The following is a 25,496-nucleotide window of genomic DNA, read 5'->3' as shown; positions in this document are numbered from 1 at the left end:
ATCCCCTGCACAGATGACAACCGGACCACTGCCCTCATGTCGCCCATTGCCCTGCTGCTGATCCAAAGCCTGATCATCGTGGCAGGGCCAGTCCTGATATGGCACGGCCTGAAATTGCAACGCATCGTGCCACTGGCGGTGTTGCAGATCCTGTCCGGTATCGCCCTCGGCCCCAGCCTGTTCGGGCGTTTTTTTCCTCACGCCTCTGCCTGGCTGTTCAACAGCACCAGCCTTGGCGCACTTAGTGGTCTGGCGGCAATCGCCGTACTTCTCTTCGGCTTCGTGGCCGGACTACATCTCACCCCAGACAGCATGCGCGACAACAGTTCACACGGCCAGTCAGGATTGCTGGTCAGACTGATCGCAGGCAGCATTCTGGTTCCAACCCTGCTGGGGGGCATTGCCGGGCTGGCATGCGGGTTTTCCTTTCCGCTGGCTGCCGCCACCGGAATTTCCGCCGGGGTAACCGCTCTGCCTGTTCTGGCAGCAATCCTGCGGGAAAATGGCCTCTCCTCCTCTCGCCTTGGTCAAAGCGCGCTGCGGATTGCCGCCGCCAATGATGCCGGATTATGGATTTTGCTCGCACTGTTACTTGCCGCCGGAAGCGATCACCGGCTTCTGCTGGTCCTGCTGATCGGTCCGATCTGGTTTCTCGGGCTGCCGAAACTGATACGCCGCGCTTCTCCATGGCTGCTGGGGCATGAAGACCGCCTTATGGCCATGGCCGGAATCTATGCGCTGGCTTCAGGATTGCTGACCGAATGGCTGGGGCTGCAATATATTCTCGGTGCTTTTCTGGCGGGCGCGACGATGCCCGTCGCACTGCGGGAAGATCTGCTGGTCCGACTGGAATCCACGTGTATCACTCTGCTGATGCCGTTTTTCTTCATGTTAACAGGGCTTCGTACATCCATCGACCCGCATGCTGCCGAGTTCTGGGTCGTGCTGACGGTAGCCATGCTGTCTGCCGTCATCGGAAAAATGGCAGGCGTTGCCGTGATGGGACGTATCGGCGGAGAATCCTGGCGCTTTGGTCTGGTCCTTGGGGCGCTGCTCCAGACCAAAGGGCTGATGGAGGTCATCGTCGTCAACATGCTGCGCACCGCACATCTGATCGATGATGACGCTTTCTCCGCCCTGATTGTCATGGCTCTCATCTGCACCACCATCGCCATGCCGTTGGCAAAAGGAGTGCTGCGCGACCGGTCAGTTATGGTTGAAGCTGCCAGCTTCCTCCAGCGTCATCGGTCTTGAAACCGGGTGTTTCGCGAAGAAATCCACCGAGCGCCTGATATCCTCGATCAGCAGGGTCGCCAGATCAAAGCCGACCCCATGCCGTACCAGAATACGCTGGATCACCAGATCGTCACGATTGGCGGGCATGGAATAAGCTGGCACCTGCCAGCCACGGCTGCGTAGCCGGTCCGCCAGATCATAGAGCGTGTAGCCACCGATGCCGGTCCCGTCCTTTAACGTCCAGCACAGGGCCGGAATACCGGTGGACGGGTTTCCATCATACAGGATGTGGAACGGCCCCATCTGCGCGATCTGCTTCGCCAGATATTGAGCGGTGGCGTAACAGGCAGACTGGATTTTCGTGTATCCCTCCCGCCCCAGCCGGAGGAAATTATAATACTGAGAGACAACCTGCCCGCCCGGTCGGGAAAAATTCAGCGCAAAGCTCGGCATATCTCCGCCGAGGTAATTGACGTTGAAAACCAGCTCCTCCGGCAAATCGGCGGCTTCCCGCCAGATGATCCAGCCGACGCCTAGCGGGGCAAGGCCGAATTTATGTCCGGATGTGTTGATCGACTTCACACGGGGTAATTGGAAATCCCAGACAAGGTCCGAGGCGCAAAAAGGAGCCAGGAAACCACCACTCGCGCCGTCGACATGAATGGGGATGTCAAGGCCAGTTTCCGCCTGCAATCGATCCAGCGCATCGCTGATCTCTCTGACCGGTTCATACTGGCAGGTAAAAGTCACACCCAGAGTGGGGACCACGCCGATGGTATTTTCATCAACTCGCTTCAGCACTTCTTCTACATTCATCAATAAGCGGTCGCCCACGAGCGGAATTTCGCGCAGCTCGACATCGAAATAGCGGGCGAATTTATGCCAGCAAATCTGCACCGGGCCACAAATGAGGTTGGGCCGATCCGCAGGAAGCCCGGCCGCCTGCCGTGCCTTGCGCCAACGCCATTTCAACGCCAGACCGCCCAGCATCGCGGCTTCCGACGAGCCGACCGTCGAGCATCCCATCGTGCCACGCGGATCAGGCGCATGCCACAAATCGGCCAGCATCGCCACACACCGGTTCTCAATCTCGGCGGTCTGTGGATATTCATCCTTGTCGATCATATTCTTGTCGATCGACAGGTTCATCAACGCATGGATTTCGTCATCCACCCAGGTTTGGCAGAACGTGGCCAGGTTCTGCCGCGAATTGCCATCCAGCATCAGTTCGTCACGGATCGAGGCGAAAACATGGCGCGGTGCATGTTCTTGCTGCGGAAATGCATATTTGGGCAACGCCACTGCCAGGTCATCCGAGGCATACACATCGTCGAGCAGTTCACTACGCATGTTGTTTTCAGGACTATCCGCTTGCAAAACCATGCTCCCCTGCTGTTGAAGATAAAGGATGCCCTGAACTTATCGTATCCCAGGACCGGTTGCGATGAAGCATGGTCTGAAAACGACACGTAATGTAATCATATGGCGCGCCCTGCTGGATTCGAACCAGCGACCCCTCGCTTAGAAGGCGAGTGCTCTATCCAACTGAGCTAAGGGCGCGCAGACGGAGCAGAAACGGGATGCCCACGGATACTCAGTGAGTCCAGTTATAAATGCGCCCGAATTTAAAATTATCCGAGTACTGCTTCGGCCTGACCTTGCGGCCATGCGCGGTTTCAACCTCATAGTCGATGCCATTGGCATCAGCATAGGCAATAACCGCATCACGTGTAGGAAAGCGCAGACGCACCTGAGTCTGGGTTTCGGCGCCCCCAATCCAGCCCATCAGGGCATCGGGGGTGCGCTTCTGCTCCGCGGTGTAGACCAGTATCCACACATGGCTCCGGGCACGGCCGGACTGCATGGCGGATTTCGGAGTCTGATAGATACGCGCGCGCATTGGCGTCGATTCCTCATTCCCAGTGCCATGATCCAGAATCGGGGCGGCGGGACTCGAACCCACGACCTCCTGTACCCAAAACAGGCGCGCTACCAGGCTGCGCCACGCCCCGCTGATTCCATGGCCGTCATGAACATGTCCGGTCGGGGCGGACCGTATTGTCAGCCGCGCAATAACGCAAGGCTTATAGCATCACATGGCTGCTGATACTGTCCAACTGATCAAATCATCCGGCGTGTCGATGTCGATCAAACAGGCTCCATCCTCCATGGAAAGGCGGCAGAGCCTATGCTGCCAGCGATCCAGCAGAGAGGCTGCTCCCCGGTCACCGCTCAAGCGACTTAAATCTCTGTAAAATCTGGCACCCCACAGGACCGGATTACCGCGTTGTCCTTCCCATACCGGTGCCACGATCGGGGCATGGATAGGATCGAACGCCGCCATCAGCCGGTCCATCAGTCCATGCGACACGAAAGGCATATCACCAAGGCAGATCAGCACTGCATCCGCCGTTTCCTCAATGGCCGCTATTCCAGCCCGCAAACTGGCAGACAGACCCTGCGCGTAATCGGCTGCCTCCACGATTGTCAGATCACGGGTCGCCAATACGGACCGCATCTCCTCCGCATGATCGCCGAGCACGACGACGACCTCCGAAGCCCGGCTTTGCAGCGCCTGATCGACGACATGGGTAATCATAGCTCTGCCATCCGGTCCGGGCTGCAACAGTTTATGCCGGCTGCCCATCCTTCGCGATAAACCAGCCGCCAGAATAACCACTGCAATCCGGGGTGTGACGGCAGAAGAGACCTGCATGGGATGATATTCTTCCGGGGTCATCTTATCCAGATCAGGGCTGGGCGAAGCTGTACCCACCAGACCACCGACCCCCATAGCCATGATATGCTCCGGGCCAGTTTCAAGCCCGGCAAAAATCCGATGCAGGATATGATCCACCCCGTTCAGATCCAGTTTGCGGGCGCAACCCGGCATGATCACCACCGGCATCGACCCGATCCGGCACAGGCACAGCAGATTACCGGGATCAACCGGCATCCCGAAATGCACCACCTCCCCGCCCGCCAAAACCACGGCAGCAGGGGCGACATCATCACGATCCACCACCGCCGAAGCACCAGCCACGAGCAGCACATCCACCGCTTCATCAGTCAACAATTCTACAGCCCGGGCTATCTCCGTTTCTTCATGCGGCACTTGCACGGGCGGCAGCAGGCATCCGCCAAGGCTTTCAATCCTGTGTCTGGTTGCGGTCTCTACCAGACTGTAAAATGTCTGCGGCGTGCCGGGCATCATTGTGATGATCAGACCGACTCTGCGCATCAGGAACGGATGGAGTTGTAAAGGCCGGCGGCCTTGCAGAAGGATTTCCGCCTGCCGCAAGGCAGCGTCCGGCAGAGCGAACGGAATAATCTTGATGGTGGCGGCAATATCCCGCGGTCGCAGCACATGCCGCTCGGGCACAGTCGCAACTGTCATACCGGGATGCAGGCGGTTGAGCCGATTGATCACAATCGGCTCAATATCGATCAGGCCATATGCGGTTGCGCGCAAATTGACGCGGCCGGTTGCTGCCCTGCCCGCTTTCAGACCGTTCCCTTCCAGCAGGATACCAATGCGGCGAGCGGCCTCATTCTCTGGAATATCGCCTGCCTCCAGTTGCGCGCAGACAATCTCTGACACCCCATGGCGGCACAGCAGAGCAATGTGATCCGACGTCAGTACGGTGCCTTTCCGAAGTACCGCATCCTGCAAACGATGCGTATGTGCCAAAACCGCACCGGTTGCCTCCAACGGAGGAAAACGTCCGAATTTCATGCCTCATCCTGCCGCATCCCAAGCGCAGCCCCATGACGGACAGCCGAAATTTCAGCCAGAATAGAGAGGGCAATGTCCGTAGCGCGCCGTCCACCCAATTGCAGTCCGGCAGGTCCACGAACCCTGTCCAGTGCGGACTCATTCACTCCTTTATCCCGCAATCGCGCCAATCGTGCCGAGTGGGTACGTGCCGATCCCAAAGCGCCGATATAAAATGCCTGCGTCCGTAAAGCTGCCAGCAGCGCGGGATCATCAAGTTTGGGATCATGGCTCAGAACGATCACGGCCGTTCGAGCATCAGGTTTCATCGCGACGATCGCTTCATCCGGCCATGCCACACACAGATTGGCATCCGGAAACCGCTCTGCTGTCAGCAAGGCCGGTCTCGGATCGATCACTGTGCAGGCGAAACCGACTTTTGTCGCCAGTCCCGTCAGTATCTGTGCGACATGGACCGCCCCCACCGTCAGAAGACGCGCCGGAGGATGAAATGACTGCGTAAAATGCTGCTCCGTCAGCACGACGGATGGTCCGGCCTGCCCGTCCACCGGAAGAAGCTTCCATTTCCCTGTTGCCAGTGATCGGATCAAGGAAACCCCCTCCTCCCCCGGTTCACATGCAGCACGAATGGCATACAGCAGAGGAACATGCTCCTGTTGTAAGGGCTCCACCAGAATGCGGACCCTTCCGCCGCAGGCCAGCCCGACTTCCCAGGCCCTGTCCTGTGTAACGCCATACTCCACCATACGCAGACGACCAGTTCTGAATGTCGTCATGGCCTCATCCACCACCGCAGCCTCAACGCAGCCGCCGCTGACAGAGCCTGCAATACGGCCGTCATCCGCCACAGCCATCAAACTGCCCGGTGGTCTGGGTGAGCTGCCCCAGCTTTGCAGCACAGTGGCCAATGCCACCGAAGCACCCTCCTCCTGCCATGCAACAGCCGTTCTGATGACGTGAAGATCGTCCGCGTTATTCATCCGCCCTCTTTCCGCAATGGGCTGTTTCCTTAATCAAAGATGGTTCTGTCCGCACCGGGCCGCAATATCCGCCCCATGATCGTCGGAATGACGATTACAGGGCCAAGGACATTGGCGCGAAACGTCTGACAGAATAGAACCGTCTCAGATCATGCCGTTATCGGAGAACCCGGATCGTGAAGCGTCGTTTCCTGCTGAGTGTGCTGGCTGCCAGCCCGCTGATTATTTTTGCTCCTCAGGCCCATGCTCTGGATGATACAAAGCCACAGCCGGAGATGAAGCGGGAGCCTCTCATTGTGCATACCCATGATGGCCGATCTGTGCCTTTTAAAGTCGAGGTTGCTCACACGGTGGATCAGCAGACCATCGGTCTGATGTGGCGTAAATCAGTCCCGGCAGATGGCGGCATGCTGTTCGACTGGAACGCGCCACGAAACAGCCAGATGTGGATGCGTAATACGCTGATTCCTCTCGATATGGTGTTCATCAACGAGGACGGCACGATCCGCGCCATTGCCGAGAACACGGTTCCGCGCAGTCTCTCAGTGATCGACAGCAACGGCCCGGTCCGTGCGACGCTGGAACTGGCCGCCGGCACGACCGAGAAAAACGACATCCGTGTCGGTGACCGGATCACCACTTCAGCCATTGCCTCCCTGGCCGAAGCTGCTTCTGCTCCCGCCCGTGCTCCTGCGAAAAAGCCGGACTGAAGCCCGGTTTATGTAGCCGGTTTAGTGTAGAATGAAAGATCGCCGCATCCACGTCAGGGAAGATGAGTCGGGCGCACACTATTACGCGACCGACCGCACGCCTCCCTCCCTGCCTCCGGTTCCGGTGCGCGATCTGGCGAATGCCTGGGACGCGGCAAGGGATGCGGCAGCCGCTCAGCATTGGGGACCGCCCCGCCTTTTCCGCTTTGCCGGGACGGATGAAAGGCCAGTGGAAATGGCCCTGACCGACGGGGATGCCCGTTGCTGGGCCTCAGCAATCGATGCAACCACAGGGCTGGACACCACACGGGGTATGTCCCTGTTGATCCGCCTGCTCGCTTTGATCGACCTTATGAGCCATGCGCCAGCCCTGCGGCCCTATTTCTCGATTCAAAAAGGTGAGGTCAGCCTGCATCCTGCCCTGCTGCATCTGGCTGCTACCGAGACATTGACCGACACTGCCGGATTTGATGCACCCCTGTTCCAGTCGAGGTTGGCGGCATTACCCATGGCCCCGACCATCCCCCTGTAATCGGCCCCCCTGTAATCGTGCCCCTGTAATCGGGAGAGTTTGGCCGAGACAGCAGCCATGACCCGGTTTACAACGCCGCTGCAGCGGTCATACGTCCGCGTCAGGGAAACAGGAGACGAACACATGACCGCAACGCCGTCAGGGCTGAAACGCCTGCTTCTGGTTGCTACAGGCGGGCTGATGATCAGCGGTTGCGCCGCGAAGATGGATGCCAGGCAGACCCAGGTGGCCGCTGCCTGCGCCAAACAGGCCGATGAAATCTTTACCGCCCAGAATCCCGATGCAGTCTACAGCGCTGATCGTTATCACGGCGGCCTCATGGATGCCCCCTATGCCGGGATCGGGGCACCCGGCGTTATTACCTCCGGCCTGTCCGACAGCTACGGTCATAACCGGAACGTCATCAACTGCATTCGGCGCAATGGCGGCAGTGGTCAGCAGCCGGTCGGCAGCCTGCTGCCCAGCACCAACATGCAATCCAATTCCATGTAAGCCGCCATAATCGGCGACGCGGCCCATGCCGCATCTGACCGCGCAACTTTCAGCTTGATCAAGGAAACATCGTCATGAGCAAAATCATCCGCACGGAGCCGAACAGCATTCTCTCCGCAGCTGTCGAGTATCACGGTTTCGTTTATCTTCAGGGCGTTGTCGCGGAAGATAGCACTCAGGACATTATAGGTCAGACTCGTCAGGTTCTGGACCGGATAGACGCGCTGCTGGAGCAGCACGGCACCGATGCCACCCGGCTGCTTCAGGCGCAGGTGTGGCTGAAAAACCTTGCTGACCGTCCAGGCTTCAATGCCGTGTGGGAGGAATGGATCGCCGGTCATGGTGGCCATCCCCCGGTACGAGCCTGCGTGCAGGCCGAGCTGGTAGACCCCAAAGGCCTGGTCGAGGTGATGGTCACCGCCTGCCGGTAACGAGTCGAAAAATTCACAGGTCAGGCAGGCCCTGAAATATATTTCAAGGCCTGCCTTTTCGATTTAGGCGCAGTCATGTGCCCTCTCCACTCCGATAATGACCGTGAGATGGAGGATTCATGAAGAAGATCGTCATCTTAAGCAATTTACGGGGTTGTCAGCCACGCAACTCTGTTGCTAACCCATTGAATAGGTAATGGGGTGAACGGGGGTAGCATATGCTGGCATGGGCAACCGGCAAAAAGGTCTTGGGTTACGGAACAGCTATTGCGCTGTCCCTTCCACTTATGACCGGCACCGCTCAGGCACGTAGCAAACATGTTGCGGGTCGACAAGCAGGGGTGTCACATAATCACCATGCATCGTTGCATATAAAACACAGTCTCCAATACGCCTCCCGTCACCGATCTTTCTCTGCCCTTCAGTGCGTTCCCTATGCCCGATCCGTCTCCGGGATTGAACTCAAGGGGAATGCCGCCAACTGGTGGGATGCCGCTGAAGGCGTCTATGCTCGAGGAAACGCCCCCGAAACCGGCAGCATCCTCAATTTCCGTGCCAACGGTCATATGCGTCTCGGCCATGTCGCCGTCGTTGAGCAAGTTATCAACAGTCGCGAAGTCTTGATTGACCACGCAAACTGGCGTGGTCCCGGCGCACGTGGCGGTGTCAGCAAAGGCATCTCCGTCGTCGACGTATCCCCGAATAATGACTGGACCTCGGTTCGTGTAGCGCTCGGTCATTCCGAAACTTATGGAAGTGTCTACCCGACCTACGGTTTTATTTACGATCGTCCTGAGGGGCAGTCTGGATCAGGCACACGGATGGCATCAGCCTCCGTTCCCGACCTGAATCCACCCCCGCGTAATCTGGCTCCTGCCGGCGGTCGTGTTGCAGCGGTGGTCGGTGGTTCTGACCAGCCAGTCTATCAGGAGGTTGCTCAAGCTCCTTCGTCTTCCCGCAAGCGGGGCATTGATCTCTCCGTTGGCAAACAGATAACGGCCGATCAGACGACAGGTTCAATGAGTTTCGGTGCCGACCTGGCCACTGATTCAATCAACCATAATCTGCGTTAAATTATTTCCGCCGACGCCATAAACTGGCATCGCCGTCACTCTATATATGCTGATTTCGAAACGGGTCTCGTATGCTTCAAAACGAGGCCCTTTTTACTGGCATGCCGACATGCCAGAAACCATGACATGAAACTATTTCTTGTCCTGCGCCATCATAGGCTGGCGTGCCTGTGGGGTGGCCTTTCGTTCTCAGCGATTGGCGACCAGCTCTACCTCGTTGCTCTCTCCTGGGCGGCCGTGCAGGCATTCGGGGCCAATGCAGGATACCTGACCGCCTTTCAGGGATTTTGTATTCTACTGGCCGCTTTTTTTGTCGGCCCCTGGGCGGACCGAAAGCCACAGTTCCGGGTGATGATCGGGGCCGATCTGATCCGCATGGTTTCTCTTGCTGCGCTGATCGGCGCATGGCTCATCAAGGGCGGGGTTTCCGCACCATTTCTGCTTCAGGCCATTCTTCTGATTGCATTGGGACAGGCGCTGTTCAGGCCGGCTCTTCAGGTTGTCCTGCCTCAACTGGTGCCAGATCAGAGCGAGTTGCCAGCCGCCAATGCCCTGATGGACATGACAGACCGTGTTGCCAGATTGCTCGGACCGGTCATGATCAGCGTGCTGGCGGGGTTTCTGCCACTGGTGCATTTTTTTACTGCCGATGCCATCACCTTTGCCATTTCAGCCATCGCAGTCTGGCTGACCGGTCGCAATCAGGTTCGTCCGGATGCCACACCATCCCGCCACATACCGACGCCTTGGCACGCCATTACTGCTAATCGCGGACATCCTTTGCTCTGGTATTCCTTCCTTATCGGCCCGGCAATCTGCGGTGCATGGTATGCGATTGTCTATCTGGCCCTGCCGCTGCTGATTACCCGGTTGCAGCCAGGAGACTCCGGCCTGTCATCCTATGGCGCGGTGATTGCCGCCTACGGTATCGGCAACGTGCTTGGCATGATGATTGTGGGCAACCGTCCCCTCCCCGCTCTCCCCGCCTGCATGATGTTCGGAGGCACGGCATTGGTTGGAGCCGGTCTGGCCTGCATGACATTGGTAGCTTTACTGGCACCTCCTCACTTGATAGCACCAGGTCTGATGATCTGTGCCGCCATAGCCGGTACGGGAGGACCATTCGAGGATATTCCCATTGCCATCCTGCGTCAGACCGCGCTGAACGCTCATGACGTTCCCGCTTCGGCCCGTGGCTTCCTGATCAGCTATAATGGCGGCATGCTGGCCGGCTTGGCGATTGCGCCCTCTATGCTCGCTCTGACAGGGCCAATCGGATTGATCGCCGGTGGCGGGTTAAGCATCGTCGCCATCGGCCTGGCCGGCATTGTGATCTATTCACATACACCGGCCAAGCAACCGGATCAGCTTCTGCAATGCTCGAACACGAGCACCGAACGGCCGGTCACCTGATACTGATCGCCCACCCGGAACAACGCGCCGCCATCATCATCAGGGATATTCGTGTCGATCAGGAGCCTCCATTCCTCTCCGCCGGAGCAATCCGGCAGAGTAAAGGAAACAACATCCTCCCACCCATTCAGGATGATCAACAGGCTGGCATCCTGACCCGGCTCTTTCACCCCGGTCGGCTGGGCACGACCATCCAGCAGCATGGAGAAGGTACGGGTATTGCCGTCCTCCCATTCCTCCTGCGTCATGTCCTGACCACTCGCGGATATCCAGCGCAACCCTGTAATCCCGGATTCATCACTCTGGTTCTCGCCGGGAAATCGCGCTCGCCACAAAATTGGATGCTGTTGACGTAACGCGATCAGTTTCTGCGTAAACCGGATCAGGGAGTGCCCCTTCTCCTGAATATCCCAGTCAACCCAACTGATCTCGTTATCCTGACAGTAGGCATTGTTATTGCCCTGCTGAGTGCGCCCGAATTCATCTCCTGCCAATATCATCGGGGTGCCGAGCGATAATAGCAGCGTACCCAGCATGTTTCTGATCTGGCGCTGGCGTAAGGTTTCAATGTCCTGATCGTCAGTCGGCCCTTCGGCGCCGCAATTCCATGAGCGATCGTGATCGCTACCATCGCGGTTATCCTCGCCATTGGCCTCGTTATGCTTGTCGTTATAGCTGACGAGATCATTGAGGGTGAAACCGTCATGGGCCGTTACGAAATTCACGCTGGCCCATGGCTTGCGACCACGATGATCAAACTTATCAGGGGACCCTAACAGCCTGGGTGCCAGCGCGGCGGCACTTGCCTCGCCCCGCCAGAAATCGCGCGTCGTATCACGGAACTGGTCGTTCCACTCCGCCCAACCGGGTGGGAAACCGCCCACCTGATATCCGCCCGGTCCGCAATCCCATGGTTCGGCGATCAATTTCACGCCCGCCAGAACAGGATCCTGCCCCACGGCGCGCAGGAACCCGCTCTCGGTATCAAACCCATCCGGCTCCCGCGCCAGAATTGTACCCAGATCGAAGCGGAAACCATCGACATGCATCTCCGTCACCCAATAACGGAGGCTGTCGGTAACCATCTGAATAACACGCGGATGGGACAGATTGAGCGTGTTCCCAGTGCCGGTATCATTGATGTAAAACCGCTTCTGGTCAGGCAGAAGACGATAGTAGGTCGCGTTGTCGATGCCCTTGAAAGACAGAGTCGCGCCTTTTTCATTGCCCTCGGCAGTGTGGTTGTAGACAACATCCAGAATGACCTCGAGCCCGGCATCGTGGAAGCGGGCTACCATTTCCTTGAATTCAGCCAGCACACGGTTGCGGTCGGCCGCGTAAAGCGGGTCCGGCGCAAAAAAACCGATTGTGTTGTAACCCCAGAAATTCGTCAGCCCTTTTTCCAGCAGGTGGCTGTCACGCACAAAGCTGTGAACAGGCAACAGCTCAACACTGGTCACGCCCAGAGCGCGGATATGATCCAGCACCGGCTTACTGGCCAATCCGGCATAAGTACCGCGTAAATGCTCTGGAACCTCCGGATGACGCATGGTGTAACCGCGCACATGGGTTTCGTAGGTGATCGTGCGACCCCACGGAATGCCGGGGCGAATCTCCCGCCCATGCCAGTCGAAATTCTGATCTACCACCACGCATTTCGGCATGAACGCCGCGCTGTCACGCTCATCGAAAGACAGATCCTCCTGCTCCGACCCGATCGTGTAGCCGAAACAGGCGGGGTTCCAGTTCAGCTCCCCGATATGCACCCGTGCATAGGGGTCGAGCAGAAGTTTATGAGGGTTAAAGCGATGCCCGGCTTCCGGCTCATAGGGGCCATGGACACGGAAACCATAGACCGTACCCGGGCCAAGGCCGGAGACATAGCCATGGAAGATTTCATCCGTATATTCCGGCAGCGTGATACGCTCTTTTTCCTGCGTGCCGCTTTCATCGAACAGGCACAGCTCCACCTTGGTGGCATGGGCGGAGAATAACGCGACATTGATACCTTCTCCGTCCCAGATCGCTCCGCGTGGATGGGGAAGGCCTTCACGAAGCCGACGCGAAACGATAGATGCCATGATAGAATGTTCCCTGCTAAACTTAAAAATCCTGCGATCCGCAATTCCGGCCCGCGCATTGAAACGACCGCATGGCATCGTGAGTTGCAGCCATTTCTTTTGCACTCAGCCTTTCAGAAGCAATCCTTCACCATGACATCGTTAACCGTGCAGTATTATAGCCCTTTCCCCCTCTTTGCCGGGACTGCCTCATCTGCTGCGGCCTCCTCGACCCTGGGGATCATCGGTCTCAACTGCCTTCCTTCCCTGCCGGAAAGCGGGGAGGAAACCGGGCCAGTGAGACTGACGGCCCATATGCCGCTTCTCTGGCCTGAGCGGGATGGTGCGGAACTGTGGCTTGCCTCTGGGGCAACGCTACGATGGGACAACCGCCAGATTGGCCCTGATCAGGTCGTCAACGGAGAAAACGATACGCTGTTTTTTGGCGCGGTCCGTATCAGCAATGATGTGCCGCTGCGGGAGGCAAGTTTCCGGGCCTATCAGGCGCTTTTCTCGGTCATTGATGAAAAAGGCTTTCCCCATCTGCTCAAGACCGCAAACTATATGCCGCGAATTCACGATATGGATGATGGGACAGAACGGTACCACCTGTTCAATCAGGGCCGGTTCGATGCATTCTCCGCCCGTGGCCGGGAAGAAACCAGCGCCCCAGCCGCCTGCGCACTTGGCACCGGCAGCGGAGGATTACTGGTCTATGTTCTGGCAGGGCGTCAGGCAGGCATACCAGTCGAAAATCCCCGCCAGATCAGCGCCTATCGCTATCCTGAACAGTATGGCCCGCGCAGCCCAACCTTTTCCCGCGCCACCATTGCCGTCACCGGCGAACGTGATCGTTGTCTGTTCATTTCAGGCACCGCCGCCATCACCGGGCACCAGAGCCTGCATCCAGATGATGTTGAAGCACAGACATGGGAGACCGTGGCCAATATTCGTGCCGTCATGCAAGCAGCACAGAACAAGGGATTTCAGGGGGATGCACGGGCACTCAGATTGAAGGCCTACATACGTCACCCCTCTGATCTGCCCGCTGTTCAGAGCATTCTCAATGATGCTTTCGGGCCGGATGCCACAGAATGCATCCTGCGCGCGGATATATGCCGTGCCGAGCTGCTGGTCGAAGTCGAAGGGTACTGTCCGGAACGTTAACCAGAGAAAAAGCCGTTCCTGTCGACAGGAACGGCTTTGCACAGATGATTTCTAAACAATCAGGAACAGCTACTTTATAGCGGATCAGTATCCAGCGCGTATCCGGCAGCTCGTACCGTTCGCACCAGATCAACCTCGCCTTCGCCGTTCACGGCCTTGCGCAGGCGACGGATATGCACATCCACCGTGCGCGGCTCCACATGAATATCGGTGCCCCAGACTGAATCCAGCAACTCCTCCCGCGAGAAAACCCGCCGCGGATGTTGCAGGAAGAATTCCATCAGCCGGAATTCGGTCGGGCCGAGATGGATCGGACGGTTATTCCGATGCACGCGATGGGTTGCCAGATCCATTGTAATGTCATGGAAGGTCAGCATGCCCTTAGCCGTTACCGGACTGGCCCGGCGCAACAACGCACGAATACGGGCCTGAAGGGCCTGCATGTTGAACGGTTTGGTGATGTAATCATCCGCGCCTGTATTCAAGGCCCGAACAGCATCCTGATCCTCGACACGGGCGGTCACCATAATGATCGGCAGATCGCGGGTGCCGGGTTTCCGACGTATCTGACGACAGACCTCGATACCGGACAGCCCAGGCAGCATCCAGTCCAGCAAAACCAGATCAGGCTGAACTTCCGACAGGCGATGCAGCGCTTCCTGACCATCAGAAGCTTCCTCGACACGGAAGCCCTGCTTTTCCAGATTATAGCGCAGCATTGTCGCCAATGCCGCCTCATCCTCGACAATCAGCACGGTCGGACGACTCTGGCCTGCCGGAGTTTCCGCGGGACGGGAACGGGCTTCTTCCTGTGCAAAGCGCATGATTATAAAATCTCCTCGCCCTCGACGATTTCAGGGATCCGTCAGGATGTTGCATCCGGCGACGGGCGCGCCACCATGTAGGACGTGTTATCACTTTTGGGCCGTTCATCCGGCAAAGGATGACCGGAAACGGTATAGAACACCGTCTCCGCGATATTAGTGGCGTGATCACCGATCCGTTCAAGATTTTTGGCAATAAACAGAAGATGCGTGCAAGGCGTAATGTCGCGCGGATCTTCCATCATATAAGTAATCAGTTCACGGAAGATCGCATTATACATATCATCGATCGCCGTGTCGGAACGCCAGACTTCTTCGGCACGGCTGGTATCATTCTCACCAACCGCATCAATGATCGTCTTCATATTCTGCTGAACAAGCTGGCCCATATGAGCCAGACCGGTCAGACTGAAGGGCAGCGAAAACTGGTTCAGCACGATACCGCGCTTGGCAACATTTTTGGAATAATCGCCAATGCGCTCCAGATCACTGGTAATTTTCAGCGAGGAAAGCACCATCCGCAGATCGATCGCCACCGGCTGGCGCAGTGCCAGAAGACGCACGATGAATTGCTGGATCTCGGTTTCCAGCGCATCAATTGCAGGGTCGGTGTCGATGGCGCGATTGGCGGCTTCCATATCCTTGTTGATGATGGACGCCACTGCCAGAGCAAGCTGGTTTTCCACCATCCCGCCCATGCGCGTGATCATATCACTGAGCTGTTGAAGATCCTGCTCATAGCTTGAAACAATATGGGGTGAACCCAGTTGATTGGTCATGGCATCAATTCCCGCGGGGTCAGCCGAAGCGACCGGTGATGTATTCCTGCGTGCGCTGCTCACGCGGGTTGGTGAACATGTCAAGCGCCGTGCCGACTTCAACCAGTTCACCCATGTAGAAAAATGCAACACGATCCGCACAGCGCGCAGCCTGCTGCATGTTATGTGTCACGATGGCGATGGTGAAATCGCGCTTCAGCTCATCCACCAACTCTTCAATCTTCAGAGTGCTGATCGGATCAAGCGCGCTGGTCGGTTCATCGAGCAGGATGACTTCAGGTTTTACAGCGATGGTGCGCGCAATGCACAGACGCTGCTGCTGACCACCGGACATTCCGGCGGCAGCCGTATGAAGGCGATCCTTGACCTCGCTCCATAGGGCGGCACGGGTTAGCGACCATTCGATCCGTTCATCCATCTCCGCCTTGGAAAGTTTTTCGTGCAGGCGGATGCCGAACGCGATGTTCTCATAGATCGACATCGGGAATGGCGTCGGCTTCTGGAACACCATGCCGACCCGGCTGCGCAGCACGTTGACATCGACATCTTTGCCAAGAACGTTCTCGCCATCCAACAGCACCTCACCCTCGGCACGCTGGCCGGGATAAAGCGCATACATCTTGTTCAGGATACGCAGCAATGTGGATTTACCACAGCCGGACGGCCCGATCATGCCCAGAACCTGACGCTCATGAACATCAAGCGAAATGGATTTGAGGGCCTTGTGCGAACCATAGTAGAAATCGAGGTTGCGTACGGCAATTTTCGGCTGACTTTCAACCATGACACGGGATGCGGCCATTGCGGCCAGACCGGCAGCAGCACTTCCGCCCGCATCATGGGAAGCCGTTCGGGAAACCTGGGAAACAGTACTTACCATTGTCTCACTGCCTTCTGCCCAGAATGGCACGGGCCAGTATGTTGAGGCCAAGGACACCTAATGTAATCAGCAAGGCACCTGCCCATGAAAGAAGCTGCCAGTCCGAATAAGCGGAACCGGCAAATTTATAGATGGTCACCGGCAAGCTCCCCATTGGCTCTGCCAGATTCACCGACAGGTTGGGATTACCGAGGCTGGTGAACAACAGGGGCGCGGTTTCACCGGCGATACGGCTGATGGCCAACAATACACCGGTTGCTATGCCATCAATGGCGGCCCGGTAGCAGATGAAAGTAATCACCCGCCAGCGCGGCGCACCGAGAGCGACCGCAGCCTCCCGCAACTGGGCGGGAAGAAGGCGCAGCATATCCTCGGTCGAGCGTACGACAATGGGAATAACCAGCACCGCCAGAGCCAGACAACCCGCGATCCCGGAAAATGCTCCCGTCGGCCGCACGATCAGCTGATACATGAACAGACCGACCAGAATGGAAGGTGCCGATAGCAGAATATCGGACACGAACCTGACCGCACTGCTCAAGACGGATCCACGTCCGTATTCCGCGAGATAGGTTCCGACCAGCAGCCCCAGCGGCGTGCCGATCAACGTACCCAGCGCAGTCTGGATCAATGTCCCGACAATAGCGTTGCGCAGACCACCATGGGAGCCAGGGGCGCCTTCATCATGGGTAAAGACAGTCAGTGAAAGACCCGCCAGACCGTTTTTAAGCAGCGTGAACAAAATCAGCGCCAGCGCAGCCAGGCCAAGCAATGTCGCGAAACTACACAGGCCGACGACAATGCGGTTTATCCACTGCCGTCTGCTATTGAGGCGCAAAGCAGCAGGGCTTTTTGCGACAGGACCATTCTGGGGCATTTGGACGCCCGCCGTGGCCGTGTTGGAAAGTACGGCTGTCATGCTCTGGCTGCCCCGGCTGAACGCGACCGCATCAGAAAGCGGGATGTCGCCAGCACGATAAAGGAGATGACAAACAAAATGAAACCCAACGCGAAAAGAGAGGAAAACTGAAGTCCACCCGGATTGCTTTCCGGAAACTGGAGCGCGACCAGCGATGCAATCGTATTACCAGGACCGAAAATACTGGTGGCAATCCGGTTGGTATTACCGATCACGAAGGTCACCGCCATGGTTTCACCCAGCGCGCGTCCAAGCCCGAGCATGATACCGCCTACAACCGATACCCGGGTGTAGGGCACCACAACGGAGCGGACGACCTCCCAGGTTGTGCAACCAAGGCCATAAGCGCTTTCCTTGAAAATGCCGGGCACAGTGGCAAACACATCGCGCATTGTTGCAGCTATGAAGGGCACGATCATCAATGCCAGGATCAACGAGGCCGTGAGAATACCATTCCCGTAGGCCGGACCGGCAAAGCGATCTGCCAGCCAGCCTGTCACCGGACCCAGAACCGCCACGTTTTCCTCGGCATCAGCCAGCGAACCAAAAAACGAGATAATGGAAGGCTGAACTTTGGTCATGAAAGGGACAATGATGAAAAAGCCCCACATGCCGTAAATGATGGAAGGTACAGCTGCGAGCAGCTCAATTGCGATCCCAACCGGACGACGAAGCCATTGCGGAGCCAGTTCGGTTAGATAAACAGCAATTCCAAAGGCAATCGGGACAGCAATCACCAGCGAAATCACCGAGGTGATGATAGTTCCGTAAATCGCGACCAGTGCACCATACACGTTATGGGGTGGGTTCCAGGCTGATGACACCAGGAATTCAAGTCCGAATGCCCGGAACGCCGGCAAACCGCCGATGAACAGCATCAGGATAATCGCACCCAGCAAAGCCAGTACGAACAGCCCTGCTGTTCGCACCAAAGCGCCAAAAATCCTGTCACCGGTCTGTGATGGCGGTTTTCTTTTTCCGTCACCCGGCCCGGATGGATGTAAAAAGACCGCTTTCTTATCTATCTGATGAACTGAGGCCATTCTGCCGCGCGCCGATTAAGGCTCGCCCCATTTGTCATGATCCAAAAATAGCGTGAGCCACCTGCATTCAGGCAGGTAAACCTCTCGCCTCGGTAGGGCACCATACAGCACCGCACCGAAACGGGGAGAGCATCCCGGTTTGATCAGAAAACCGGCTTGCCGTCCGGACCCTTGATACCATCGTGCCAGGCGGCGCGAATGGTGTCCTTCACGGATGCGGGCAGCGGGATGTATTGCAGATCGGACGCCAGAGCGTCACCATTTTTAAAGCCCCAGTCAAACAGCTTCAGCACAGCAGCGGCTTTTGTGGTGCTGGTGGGGTTGGTCGGCACCAATACGAAAGTGGCGCTTTCGATTGGCCAGGAGCTATCGCCTGCCTGATCGTTCAGGTCGATGGCGAAATTCTGCGCCTTGGTCCAGTCAGCCGCCGCAGCGGTGGCTGTAAAATTGGCAGGGGTCGGAGCCACAAATTTGCCGGCCTTATTTTGCAACTGGACAGTTACCAGATGACTTTGGGTCGCATAAGCGGCCTCAACATAGCCGATGCTGCCCGGAATCTGCTGAACGGTGCCAGCCACACCAGCGCTGCCCTTGGCGCCCGAACCGGCGGGCCAGCTGATGGAGGTCGCACGACCGATCTTGGAGGCCCAGTCGCTGTCAACCAGAGACAGGTAATCTGTGAATACGAAGGTCGTCCCGGAGCCATCGGCGCGGTAAACCGGCGCGATCGCCAGACGTGGCAGCTTGATGCCCTTGTTGATTTCCTTGATCTTCGGATCATTCCATTGGGTGATCGTGCCGGCATAGATCGCGGCGATGATCGGACCAGTCAGCTTCAGCTCGTTGCTCTTGATGCCCGGGATGTTGACGATGACGTCAACTGCACCCATGGCGCTAGGGAACTGCAACAGTTTGTGGTCACGCAGTTTATCGGCCGACACCGGCGCGTCAGAGGCGCCAAAATCCACGGTGCGGTTGAAAATCTGAGTCTGACCTGCGCCGGAACCGATCGCCTGATAATTCAGCGACACGCCTGTGGAGGATTTTGCCTGCTCCGACCACTTGTCATAAAGCGGCGCTGCAAAAGAAGAGCCGGCGCCGACAACCTGCTGCGCCTGCGCGCAAGCCGGAGCGATCAAGCCAGCGCCAATCAGCACGGCAGCAATTGCCGAGGGAGCGAATTTCATGCGTCCTCCTGGATAATACCATTTCGAAACGGATCAGACCTGATGGCTGCCATAGCCCCTCAGGCGGTTCCGCTTCCAATACTCCAAAACCGTGCACATTCCTGCGAATCAAGCCGGCTGAAGCGAGGCGGACCCTACGGGGTATCCAAGACGCGACAATGACAAACAGATGACAGTTATATGACAAACACAGAATGTCACATTCATGGAACACGCCCGCGAATGTGACATCCAGCTGTATTCAGGCATGCCCAGCTGGCAGAAGCTGTAACAATGCCTCGGCACCGACGCGGGTGCAGAAATCACCGAACCCTTCTTCGTCCTGACGGTCGCGGGCAAAGGCTGCGAACAGCCGGTCAAGTGTCGGCTCGATCTGTTCTTCCTTGATCCTGTCAAGCAGGCGGAAGGACAGTCGCGTGCCTTCGAAATCGCCACCGACATAGATCGCGTAATGGCCAGGCATACGCCCGACCAGCCCGATATCGCCCGCATAAGTGCGTGCACACCCGTTGGGGCAACCTGTGATCCGCAACGAAATACGTTCGTTTTTCAGCCCGTGACGGTCCAGTACCTGCTCCAGCCCGGCCACCATGGGATCTCTCACCCGCTCCGCCTCTGTCAGGGCGAGACCGCATGTCGGCAGAGCCGGGCAGGCCAGTGTCCAGCGTGCCAACGGAGTCAGATCTTCGGTAAGGGTTACACCCGCTTCACGCAGATGGGTCTCGATCGCGGGCCGGTGTGCCGGATCGACATCCACGAGGAACAGATCCTGCTGACCCGTCATCGTGATATTGACCTGATATGTCTGAACAATTTCCCTGATCGCCCGGCGCAGATGCACGCCATCCGTATCAGCGATACGCCCCGACGGAACGGGGATACCGAGCCATAGCCGCCCATCTCCCTGCTCGTGCCACCCCAGCAGCTCCGGCATCCGGAACGGCTCCATCGGTAGGGGTTCGGCGAAGGGTTTGCCGAAATAGGTGACCAGCTCGGCTTTCACCCAATCCACCCCGCGGTCATCAACCACATATTTCAGGCGCGCGCGCCGACGATTGAAGCGGTCACCATAGTCACGCTGAAGCCTGATGACAGCCTCAACACCAGCCAGCAATTCATCAGGTCCAACAGAGCCGATGACCGTTCCCAGACGTGGATAGGTCTCCGGCTTGTTATGGGTCATGCCAAGCCCGCCACCGACCGCCATGTTATAGCCAAGCAGCGTGTCACCTTCGAAAATCGGAATGATCCCGAGATCATTGGTCAACACGTCGATTGTATTATCGGAGGGGGTGGCGATGCCGATCTTGAATTTACGCGGCAGGTAGGTGTCACCATATAATGGCTCCTCCTCTGCCTCCGTGCCCAGATCAGCGCGGGCCGCCTCATCCAGAAAAATTTCGTGGTAGGCATGAGTCTTGGGCAACAAAGCATGGGACAGGAAATTTGCATCCGCTTCCATCCGCGCATGCACCGCATCCCGGATCGGGGCCGGGGTGGTTGTCACGTTGCGCACCACATCCCCGCAAGCCGCCTGGGTCGTCAGCAATGTCCTGTTGATGGCGGCAATGGTGGGCTTCAGATTTCCCTTGATAATACCGTGAAACTGGATTGCCTGACGCGTCGTGATACGCAGCGTACCGTTGGAATATTCATCAGCCAGCCCGTCCAGAGCCAGATATTGTGCGGCGGTCATACGCCCGCCCGGCATACGGACGCGCAACATGAAGGAATATTCCTTCTCCAGCTTCTGCTGTTTGCGCGCAGTCGCGGTGTCGCGGTCGAACTGCTCGTAGGAGCCATGAAATTTCAGAAGGTTGTAGCCATCCTCACTGACCTGAAGGCCCCCTTCCGCCAGCTCCTCCGCCAGACGACCGCGCAGGCCATGGCTGTTTTCCTTAAGAAGCTCCACGCCACTGCGCTTGGGAGAAACGGTTCCGTCCATGGCTTACGCCCCAATCAGATCAAATTCCGGCGGACCGAAGCACACAACCCGCCCCACAATTCACAAGAGGGGAAAGCCGGTCATGACCCGCCTTCCCCCATATTAGTCAGTATTACCGCTTCAGAGCCAGCGTTACCGCCAGCTCGACCCATTCCGGCGAGTGATCATGCCTCTTCCGGCAGTTTTACAACGCGCAGATAAGGCTTCAGGGTCTTCCAGCCCTGCGGGAACTGTTCCTTCGCGGCATCGTCGGAGGTGCTGGGCGGGATGATGGCTTCTCCGCCCTTTTCCCAGTTCACCGGTGTTGCCACCTTGAATTTGTCAGACGTCTGAAGGCTGTCCACAACGCGCAGGATTTCCTTGAAGTTACGCCCCGTGCTGGGCGGATAGGTCAGGGTCAGGCGCACCTTCTTGTTCGGATCAATGATGAACACGGCACGCACAGTAACGTTGGGATCGGCTTCGGGATGGATCATGCCATACAGGGCGCTGACCTTGCGATCCGCATCAGCGAGGATCGGGAATTTCACGGTCTGGCCCTGGGTTTCAGAAATATCAGCTTCCCACCCCTTGTGGTTTTCGCCCGTGTCGACCGACAGACCGATCACTTTAACGTTACGCTTTTCCCATTCGGGGGCAAGCCGGGCAGCTTCTCCCAGTTCCGTCGTGCAGACGGGGGTGAAGTCTTTGGGATGGCTGAACAAAATGCCCCATGACTGACCTAGCCATTCATGAAAGCGGATCTTTCCCTGATTACTGTCCTGCTCGAAATCCGGAGCCGTCTGACCAAGCTGAATGCTCATTATAGTCCTCCTGGAGTATCCGTACCAAAATCACGTTTTTACGTAGGTTTCCCAGAATATCACAAAGAACAGATGTGGTTAATGCTTGCAGTCCCATGCCGCATATGCGTATGGAACATGACACACCTTATGCAGACACAGCGGACAGAACCGTGACCAGTGAGCGATCAGATAACGAAAGTAATTGGCTCGGCCGCAGGCCGACGCAAGCCTGCCGCAGCCGCTCTTTTCAGCAGATCATCCAGCGTGATGGCGGCCAGCTGAGCACGGACAGTCTCTTCCAGTTCTGCCCACAACCGGTCAACCACCGCGATCTGCAGTCGGCCGGTAGGGCCTTCATGTCCCTCCCCGTCATCGGCCACAGCAACAGCCACGATATCGGACACCCTGATATCACGTTTGGGGCGGCCCAGACGATAACCACCGCGTGGTCCACGGACACTTTCCAGCAGTCCGGCCCGCGACAGGGATTGAAGCAGCGGCTCCATCCCCCGGCGTGCAAGGCCTATACGTTCCGCGATATCCGCGGCACTGACAGTATTGGTACGACTGCCATGGAAACCGACATCCAGCATAACGGAAATCGCCACCATGGCCCGATCACGACGCAGCAGCATGACGAGTCCTTAAATCACCGTTGCAAAGGGTGATATACAGTTATGACGATAAGTGAAAGCACGAACACATATGGATCGCCCAGTATGATTAACGAATCCGTCTCTTTGGGCACCACGCCCGATCAGAATGGCCCCGATACGCAGGACATCAATCATGAGGGCACGGCATCAGAGGACGGAAAGCCGAACGAAGCCAAAGCCAGATCACGCGGCAATCGCAACAGGGTAGCCCCCTTATCTGCTACCGATTCTCTTTCTGAAGACGGGCTCCGTCGCCCCCAGCCGCGCGGCAAAATCTATGACAGCATTCTCGATATTGTAGGCGGCACTCCTCTGATCCGCCTGCCTCGTCTGACTGTCGAGGACCGTCTGGTGGCCGATATCACTGCCAAGCTCGAGTTTTTCAATCCGCTCGGCTCGGTCAAGGATCGAATCGGACTGGCAATGATCGAGAAGGCGGAAGCCGCAGGCCTGATCCATCCCAGTACCAGCGTGCTGGTTGAGCCGACATCCGGCAATACCGGGATTGCGCTTGCATTTGTCGCGGCTTCAAAAGGATACCGGCTGGTCGTGACCATGCCGGAGGGAGCATCGATTGAACGGCGGAAAATGCTCCGCCTGCTCGGTGTCGATGTTCAGCTGACCCCTGCCCGGCAGGGCATGGCCGGGGCCATTGCACGGGCAGAAGCCATTATTGCCGCCACCCCCGGCGCATGGATGCCACGTCAATTCGACAACCCCGCCAATCCGGAAGCCCATGCTGCCACCACCGCGGAGGAAATATGGGCCGATACGGAGGGCAAGGTTGACATCATCGTCGGCGGTGCAGGCACAGGTGGAACACTGACCGGGATTGCGCATGCTCTGAAACCCCGCAAACCCGATCTACGCATCATCGCCGTGGAACCATCGGAAAGCGCCGTCCTGTCCGGAGACGAACCGGGGCCGCATGGTATTCAGGGAATCGGACCAGGCTTCCGACCCACGATTCTCGACATAACCCAGCTCGATGGCATTATGCGGGTGGCGGAGCGTGATGCTCTGGCCGTGGCCCGGCGCGTGGCACGGGTGGAGGGGCTGCCGGTCGGGATTTCCTCCGGTGCAGCCCTGCATGCGGCATTGGAACTGGCCCGTAATCCCGCCAATGAGGGGCTGCTGATCGTCACGATCATCCCCTCCTTTGCCGAGCGGTACCTCTCCACGGCGCTGTTTAACGGGCTGTAACCGCAAAACCATGAAAATTGATGCGGACGTGCAAATGATGGGCTTCAGGGGCTTGCACGTCCGCCAGATGCCAGATAGAAGGCCCGCACCGCACAAGCAGGATGGGCGCGTAGCTCAGCGGTAGAGCATCGCCTTGACATGGCGGGGGTCACAGGTTCAATCCCTGTCGCGCCCACCATCCTGTTTTTTCAAAATCAATGATTTCCATTTACCCCGGTAAAGCACCCTAACGCATTATCTGTGCGTCACAATGTGTCCGTCCCCCCCCCTCCCACGTGCTTTTGCGGAAACCCGTCATGCGCAAGCTATGATTGCACGTACTGTCATCAGGACGTAATCGAGAGTATGGATTATCGGGTACTGGATGTCAGCCAGGAAGGTCCCCTCAGCATCGTCCGGCCGGCATGCCAGACGGTGCCGATGGTTATTGCTTCCGGTCATTCCGGCAATCTCTACAGCCCTGATTTTCTGTCCATTTCTCGCCTTGATTACGATACCCTGCGCAAAAGCGAAGATTGTTTTGTCGATGAACTTTTCGACGCCGCTCCCGAATTAGGAGCCCCGATCCTGCGCGCCCATTTTCCCCGCGCCTGGTGCGATCCCAATCGTGAAGCGTGGGAACTGGACCCGACCATGTTTGAAGAAGCCCTGCCTGACTGGGTCAATACCGGCAGTGCCAGGGTTGAGGCCGGTCTCGGTACGCTGGCCCGGATCGTTGCTTCGGGTGAGCCGATCTATCGCCGTAAGCTGCTGTTTTCAGAAGCCGCAGCCAGAGTCCATGATTGCTGGCAGCCATATCATGCCGCGCTGTCACAACTGATTGAGGAAACACACAGCCAGTTCGGTATCTGTCTGCTGGTCGATTGTCATTCCATGCCCTCTGCCGTCGGATTAAGTGGTAACCGACTACCTCGCCGTCAGAACGATGCTGACATGGTGTTAGGTGATTTGCACGGAACCTCCTGCGCCAATACCATCACCATGGCTGCGGAAGCCACTCTCCAGCGTCTTGGTTATGCCGTGCGACGGAATAACCCTTATGCAGGGGGTTACGTCACACAGCATTACGGGCGTCCGGGAAAGGCCGTGCATGTCCTGCAAATCGAAATTGCCCGAGCCCTGTATATGGATGAAGAGCGTTATCTGAAGAACGCTCATTTTTCATTCATTCGTCAGGCAATGACATCCTTGATGAGCGGGCTGGGTGCCACCGCCGCTCTTCTCTCCCGCACCGCCTGAATAAGCAATCAAGGCAAAAAAATTGGCGGCGCCACGCAGGCGCCGCCAAGTTTAGGGAGGAAACGTCCAAGAAAAGCAGCGCTGCGCCATAACGCTACGCTACATGAGTGTAGATACGGCCTTTATCCAATTCACACAAGCATTTTTTTGCAGTGCAGCATCTCCAAAATCACAGAACCTGCCTTAATTTCCGCACAATCCGATCC

24 protein-coding genes and 3 tRNA genes are annotated in these 25,496 nt (G+C 57.4%); 11 read left to right on the top strand and 16 right to left on the bottom strand.

Going from position 1 to position 25,496, the window contains the following annotated elements; genetic code table 11:
• Positions 1–36 precede the first annotated feature (36 nt).
• On the top strand, positions 37–1,254 hold the full coding sequence (locus GbCGDNIH6_RS04815; protein WP_072563039.1) for a cation:proton antiporter: 1,218 nt from the start codon (positions 37–39) through the stop codon (positions 1,252–1,254).
• Here GbCGDNIH6_RS04815 and gad read toward each other — a convergent pair.
• From gad to GbCGDNIH6_RS04785, 6 genes are all read right to left on the bottom strand, one after another.
• Positions 1,207–2,586: a glutamate decarboxylase gene (gene gad / locus GbCGDNIH6_RS04810; protein WP_072564358.1), complete on the bottom strand. Its 1,380-nt coding sequence runs from the start codon at positions 2,584–2,586 to the stop codon at positions 1,207–1,209. The two genes, GbCGDNIH6_RS04815 and gad, sit on opposite strands and share 48 nt — an antisense overlap.
• Before the next feature lie 133 nt (positions 2,587–2,719).
• Positions 2,720–2,796, bottom strand: a tRNA-Arg gene (locus tag GbCGDNIH6_RS04805).
• 34 nt (positions 2,797–2,830) lie between these two features.
• Positions 2,831–3,199, bottom strand: coding sequence for an ETC complex I subunit (locus GbCGDNIH6_RS04800; RefSeq protein WP_072563038.1), 369 nt, complete (start codon positions 3,197–3,199; stop codon positions 2,831–2,833).
• Positions 3,175–3,248: transfer RNA gene (locus GbCGDNIH6_RS04795), tRNA-Pro, on the bottom strand. Before GbCGDNIH6_RS04795 ends, GbCGDNIH6_RS04800 begins: the two co-directional genes overlap by 25 nt.
• A gap of 80 nt (positions 3,249–3,328) precedes the next feature.
• Positions 3,329–4,972, bottom strand: coding sequence for an NTP transferase domain-containing protein (locus GbCGDNIH6_RS04790; RefSeq protein WP_072563037.1), 1,644 nt, complete (start codon positions 4,970–4,972; stop codon positions 3,329–3,331).
• Positions 4,969–5,952: an XdhC family protein gene (locus GbCGDNIH6_RS04785; protein WP_072563036.1), complete on the bottom strand. Its 984-nt coding sequence runs from the start codon at positions 5,950–5,952 to the stop codon at positions 4,969–4,971. Before GbCGDNIH6_RS04785 ends, GbCGDNIH6_RS04790 begins: the two co-directional genes overlap by 4 nt.
• A 176-nt stretch (positions 5,953–6,128) precedes the next feature.
• Here GbCGDNIH6_RS04785 and GbCGDNIH6_RS04780 point away from each other — a divergent pair, with 176 nt between their 5' ends.
• The 6 genes from GbCGDNIH6_RS04780 to GbCGDNIH6_RS04755 all read left to right on the top strand — a co-directional run bounded on the left by GbCGDNIH6_RS04780 (position 6,129) and on the right by GbCGDNIH6_RS04755 (position 10,603).
• A complete protein-coding gene (locus GbCGDNIH6_RS04780) occupies positions 6,129–6,662 on the top strand; it encodes a DUF192 domain-containing protein (protein WP_072563035.1) in 534 nt (177 codons plus the stop codon).
• Positions 6,663–6,693: 31 nt separating this feature from the next.
• Entirely contained in the window at positions 6,694–7,194 is a 501-nt protein-coding gene (locus GbCGDNIH6_RS04775) for a hypothetical protein (RefSeq protein ID WP_072563034.1), read from the top strand.
• A 123-nt stretch (positions 7,195–7,317) separates the two neighbouring features.
• The gene (locus tag GbCGDNIH6_RS04770) at positions 7,318–7,686 is read left to right on the top strand and encodes a hypothetical protein (RefSeq protein ID WP_072563033.1); all 369 of its coding nucleotides are present in this window, start codon (positions 7,318–7,320) and stop codon (positions 7,684–7,686) included.
• Positions 7,687–7,760: 74 nt separating this feature from the next.
• Positions 7,761–8,117: a RidA family protein gene (locus GbCGDNIH6_RS04765; protein WP_072563032.1), complete on the top strand. Its 357-nt coding sequence runs from the start codon at positions 7,761–7,763 to the stop codon at positions 8,115–8,117.
• Positions 8,118–8,335: 218 nt separating this feature from the next.
• The gene (locus GbCGDNIH6_RS04760) at positions 8,336–9,190 is read left to right on the top strand and encodes a CHAP domain-containing protein (protein WP_072563031.1); all 855 of its coding nucleotides are present in this window, start codon (positions 8,336–8,338) and stop codon (positions 9,188–9,190) included.
• Between the two features lie 126 nt (positions 9,191–9,316).
• Complete coding sequence (locus tag GbCGDNIH6_RS04755; RefSeq protein WP_072563030.1) at positions 9,317–10,603, top strand: MFS transporter; 1,287 nt, start codon at positions 9,317–9,319, stop codon at positions 10,601–10,603.
• On the opposite strand, the gene glgX is transcribed toward GbCGDNIH6_RS04755, so the two are convergent.
• The gene (gene glgX, locus GbCGDNIH6_RS04750) at positions 10,555–12,684 is read right to left on the bottom strand and encodes a glycogen debranching protein GlgX (RefSeq protein WP_072563029.1); all 2,130 of its coding nucleotides are present in this window, start codon (positions 12,682–12,684) and stop codon (positions 10,555–10,557) included. The genes GbCGDNIH6_RS04755 and glgX overlap by 49 nt on opposite strands.
• 132 nt (positions 12,685–12,816) lie before the next feature.
• On the opposite strand from glgX, the gene GbCGDNIH6_RS04745 reads away from it, so the two are divergent.
• On the top strand, positions 12,817–13,830 hold the full coding sequence (locus GbCGDNIH6_RS04745) for a chorismate transformation FkbO/Hyg5 family protein (protein WP_157692326.1): 1,014 nt from the start codon (positions 12,817–12,819) through the stop codon (positions 13,828–13,830).
• Between the two features lie 74 nt (positions 13,831–13,904).
• Here the strand turns inward: GbCGDNIH6_RS04745 and phoB are convergent, their stop codons facing one another.
• From phoB to GbCGDNIH6_RS04700, 9 genes are all read right to left on the bottom strand, one after another.
• The gene (gene phoB, locus GbCGDNIH6_RS04740) at positions 13,905–14,654 is read right to left on the bottom strand and encodes a phosphate regulon transcriptional regulator PhoB (RefSeq protein ID WP_072563027.1); all 750 of its coding nucleotides are present in this window, start codon (positions 14,652–14,654) and stop codon (positions 13,905–13,907) included.
• Between the two features lie 41 nt (positions 14,655–14,695).
• Complete coding sequence (phoU, locus tag GbCGDNIH6_RS04735; protein ID WP_072563026.1) at positions 14,696–15,433, bottom strand: phosphate signaling complex protein PhoU; 738 nt, start codon at positions 15,431–15,433, stop codon at positions 14,696–14,698.
• Between the two features lie 19 nt (positions 15,434–15,452).
• Positions 15,453–16,235, bottom strand: coding sequence for a phosphate ABC transporter ATP-binding protein PstB (gene pstB / locus GbCGDNIH6_RS04730; protein ID WP_038512947.1), 783 nt, complete (start codon positions 16,233–16,235; stop codon positions 15,453–15,455).
• A gap of 82 nt (positions 16,236–16,317) precedes the next feature.
• Positions 16,318–17,190, bottom strand: coding sequence for a phosphate ABC transporter permease PstA (gene pstA, locus GbCGDNIH6_RS04725; protein ID WP_072564357.1), 873 nt, complete (start codon positions 17,188–17,190; stop codon positions 16,318–16,320).
• 38 nt (positions 17,191–17,228) lie between these two features.
• Positions 17,229–18,161 carry a phosphate ABC transporter permease subunit PstC gene (gene pstC, locus GbCGDNIH6_RS04720; RefSeq protein ID WP_232450045.1) on the bottom strand — a complete coding sequence of 311 codons (933 nt, stop codon included), beginning with the start codon at positions 18,159–18,161 and terminating at the stop codon, positions 17,229–17,231.
• A 257-nt stretch (positions 18,162–18,418) separates the two neighbouring features.
• The gene (pstS, locus tag GbCGDNIH6_RS04715; protein ID WP_072563025.1) at positions 18,419–19,462 is read right to left on the bottom strand and encodes a phosphate ABC transporter substrate-binding protein PstS; all 1,044 of its coding nucleotides are present in this window, start codon (positions 19,460–19,462) and stop codon (positions 18,419–18,421) included.
• 241 nt (positions 19,463–19,703) lie between these two features.
• Positions 19,704–21,407, bottom strand: coding sequence for an NADPH-dependent assimilatory sulfite reductase hemoprotein subunit (locus GbCGDNIH6_RS04710; RefSeq protein WP_072563024.1), 1,704 nt, complete (start codon positions 21,405–21,407; stop codon positions 19,704–19,706).
• 164 nt (positions 21,408–21,571) lie between these two features.
• Positions 21,572–22,210, bottom strand: coding sequence for a peroxiredoxin (locus tag GbCGDNIH6_RS04705; protein ID WP_011631615.1), 639 nt, complete (start codon positions 22,208–22,210; stop codon positions 21,572–21,574).
• Positions 22,211–22,377: 167 nt separating this feature from the next.
• Positions 22,378–22,827: an RrF2 family transcriptional regulator gene (locus GbCGDNIH6_RS04700; protein ID WP_072563023.1), complete on the bottom strand. Its 450-nt coding sequence runs from the start codon at positions 22,825–22,827 to the stop codon at positions 22,378–22,380.
• Positions 22,828–22,911: 84 nt separating this feature from the next.
• Here GbCGDNIH6_RS04700 and cysK point away from each other — a divergent pair, with 84 nt between their 5' ends.
• From cysK to GbCGDNIH6_RS04685, 3 genes are all read left to right on the top strand, one after another.
• A complete protein-coding gene (gene cysK, locus GbCGDNIH6_RS04695) occupies positions 22,912–24,051 on the top strand; it encodes a cysteine synthase A (RefSeq protein ID WP_232449979.1) in 1,140 nt (379 codons plus the stop codon).
• A 103-nt stretch (positions 24,052–24,154) separates the two neighbouring features.
• Positions 24,155–24,229 (top strand) — tRNA-Val (locus tag GbCGDNIH6_RS04690).
• 167 nt (positions 24,230–24,396) lie between these two features.
• Positions 24,397–25,290, top strand: a complete 894-nt coding sequence (locus GbCGDNIH6_RS04685) for an N-formylglutamate amidohydrolase (RefSeq protein WP_072563022.1) — start codon at positions 24,397–24,399, stop codon at positions 25,288–25,290.
• Positions 25,291–25,496: the final 206 nt, after the last annotated feature.

The sequence above is a fragment of the Granulibacter bethesdensis genome, assembly GCF_001889525.1.
Taxonomy (GTDB): Bacteria; Pseudomonadota; Alphaproteobacteria; order Acetobacterales; family Acetobacteraceae; genus Granulibacter; species Granulibacter bethesdensis_C.
Note: the sequence above shows the minus strand (reverse complement) of the source record. Positions and strands in the feature narration are given on the sequence as shown.

What these genes read in the sequence shown, in the direction of transcription:
- GbCGDNIH6_RS04755 (WP_072563030.1), top strand. Translation starts at nt 9,317, where the DNA reads ATGAAACTATTTCTTGTCCTGCGCCATCATAGGCTGGCGTGCCTGTGG.
- GbCGDNIH6_RS04815 (WP_072563039.1), top strand. Translation starts at nt 37, where the DNA reads ATGTCGCCCATTGCCCTGCTGCTGATCCAAAGCCTGATCATCGTGGCA.
- GbCGDNIH6_RS04770 (WP_072563033.1), top strand. Translation starts at nt 7,318, where the DNA reads ATGACCGCAACGCCGTCAGGGCTGAAACGCCTGCTTCTGGTTGCTACA.
- gad (WP_072564358.1), bottom strand. Translation starts at nt 2,586, where the DNA reads ATGCGTAGTGAACTGCTCGACGATGTGTATGCCTCGGATGACCTGGCA.
- GbCGDNIH6_RS04760 (WP_072563031.1), top strand. Translation starts at nt 8,336, where the DNA reads ATGCTGGCATGGGCAACCGGCAAAAAGGTCTTGGGTTACGGAACAGCT.
- GbCGDNIH6_RS04785 (WP_072563036.1), bottom strand. Translation starts at nt 5,952, where the DNA reads ATGAATAACGCGGACGATCTTCACGTCATCAGAACGGCTGTTGCATGG.
- GbCGDNIH6_RS04685 (WP_072563022.1), top strand. Translation starts at nt 24,397, where the DNA reads ATGGATTATCGGGTACTGGATGTCAGCCAGGAAGGTCCCCTCAGCATC.
- pstA (WP_072564357.1), bottom strand. Translation starts at nt 17,190, where the DNA reads ATGCCCCAGAATGGTCCTGTCGCAAAAAGCCCTGCTGCTTTGCGCCTC.
- GbCGDNIH6_RS04775 (WP_072563034.1), top strand. Translation starts at nt 6,694, where the DNA reads ATGAAAGATCGCCGCATCCACGTCAGGGAAGATGAGTCGGGCGCACAC.
- phoU (WP_072563026.1), bottom strand. Translation starts at nt 15,433, where the DNA reads ATGACCAATCAACTGGGTTCACCCCATATTGTTTCAAGCTATGAGCAG.
- cysK (WP_232449979.1), top strand. Translation starts at nt 22,912, where the DNA reads ATGATTAACGAATCCGTCTCTTTGGGCACCACGCCCGATCAGAATGGC.
- phoB (WP_072563027.1), bottom strand. Translation starts at nt 14,654, where the DNA reads ATGCGCTTTGCACAGGAAGAAGCCCGTTCCCGTCCCGCGGAAACTCCG.
- glgX (WP_072563029.1), bottom strand. Translation starts at nt 12,684, where the DNA reads ATGGCATCTATCGTTTCGCGTCGGCTTCGTGAAGGCCTTCCCCATCCA.
- GbCGDNIH6_RS04745 (WP_157692326.1), top strand. Translation starts at nt 12,817, where the DNA reads ATGACATCGTTAACCGTGCAGTATTATAGCCCTTTCCCCCTCTTTGCC.
- GbCGDNIH6_RS04765 (WP_072563032.1), top strand. Translation starts at nt 7,761, where the DNA reads ATGAGCAAAATCATCCGCACGGAGCCGAACAGCATTCTCTCCGCAGCT.
- GbCGDNIH6_RS04705 (WP_011631615.1), bottom strand. Translation starts at nt 22,210, where the DNA reads ATGAGCATTCAGCTTGGTCAGACGGCTCCGGATTTCGAGCAGGACAGT.
- GbCGDNIH6_RS04700 (WP_072563023.1), bottom strand. Translation starts at nt 22,827, where the DNA reads ATGCTGCTGCGTCGTGATCGGGCCATGGTGGCGATTTCCGTTATGCTG.
- pstS (WP_072563025.1), bottom strand. Translation starts at nt 19,462, where the DNA reads ATGAAATTCGCTCCCTCGGCAATTGCTGCCGTGCTGATTGGCGCTGGC.
- GbCGDNIH6_RS04790 (WP_072563037.1), bottom strand. Translation starts at nt 4,972, where the DNA reads ATGAAATTCGGACGTTTTCCTCCGTTGGAGGCAACCGGTGCGGTTTTG.
- GbCGDNIH6_RS04710 (WP_072563024.1), bottom strand. Translation starts at nt 21,407, where the DNA reads ATGGACGGAACCGTTTCTCCCAAGCGCAGTGGCGTGGAGCTTCTTAAG.
- pstB (WP_038512947.1), bottom strand. Translation starts at nt 16,235, where the DNA reads ATGGCCGCATCCCGTGTCATGGTTGAAAGTCAGCCGAAAATTGCCGTA.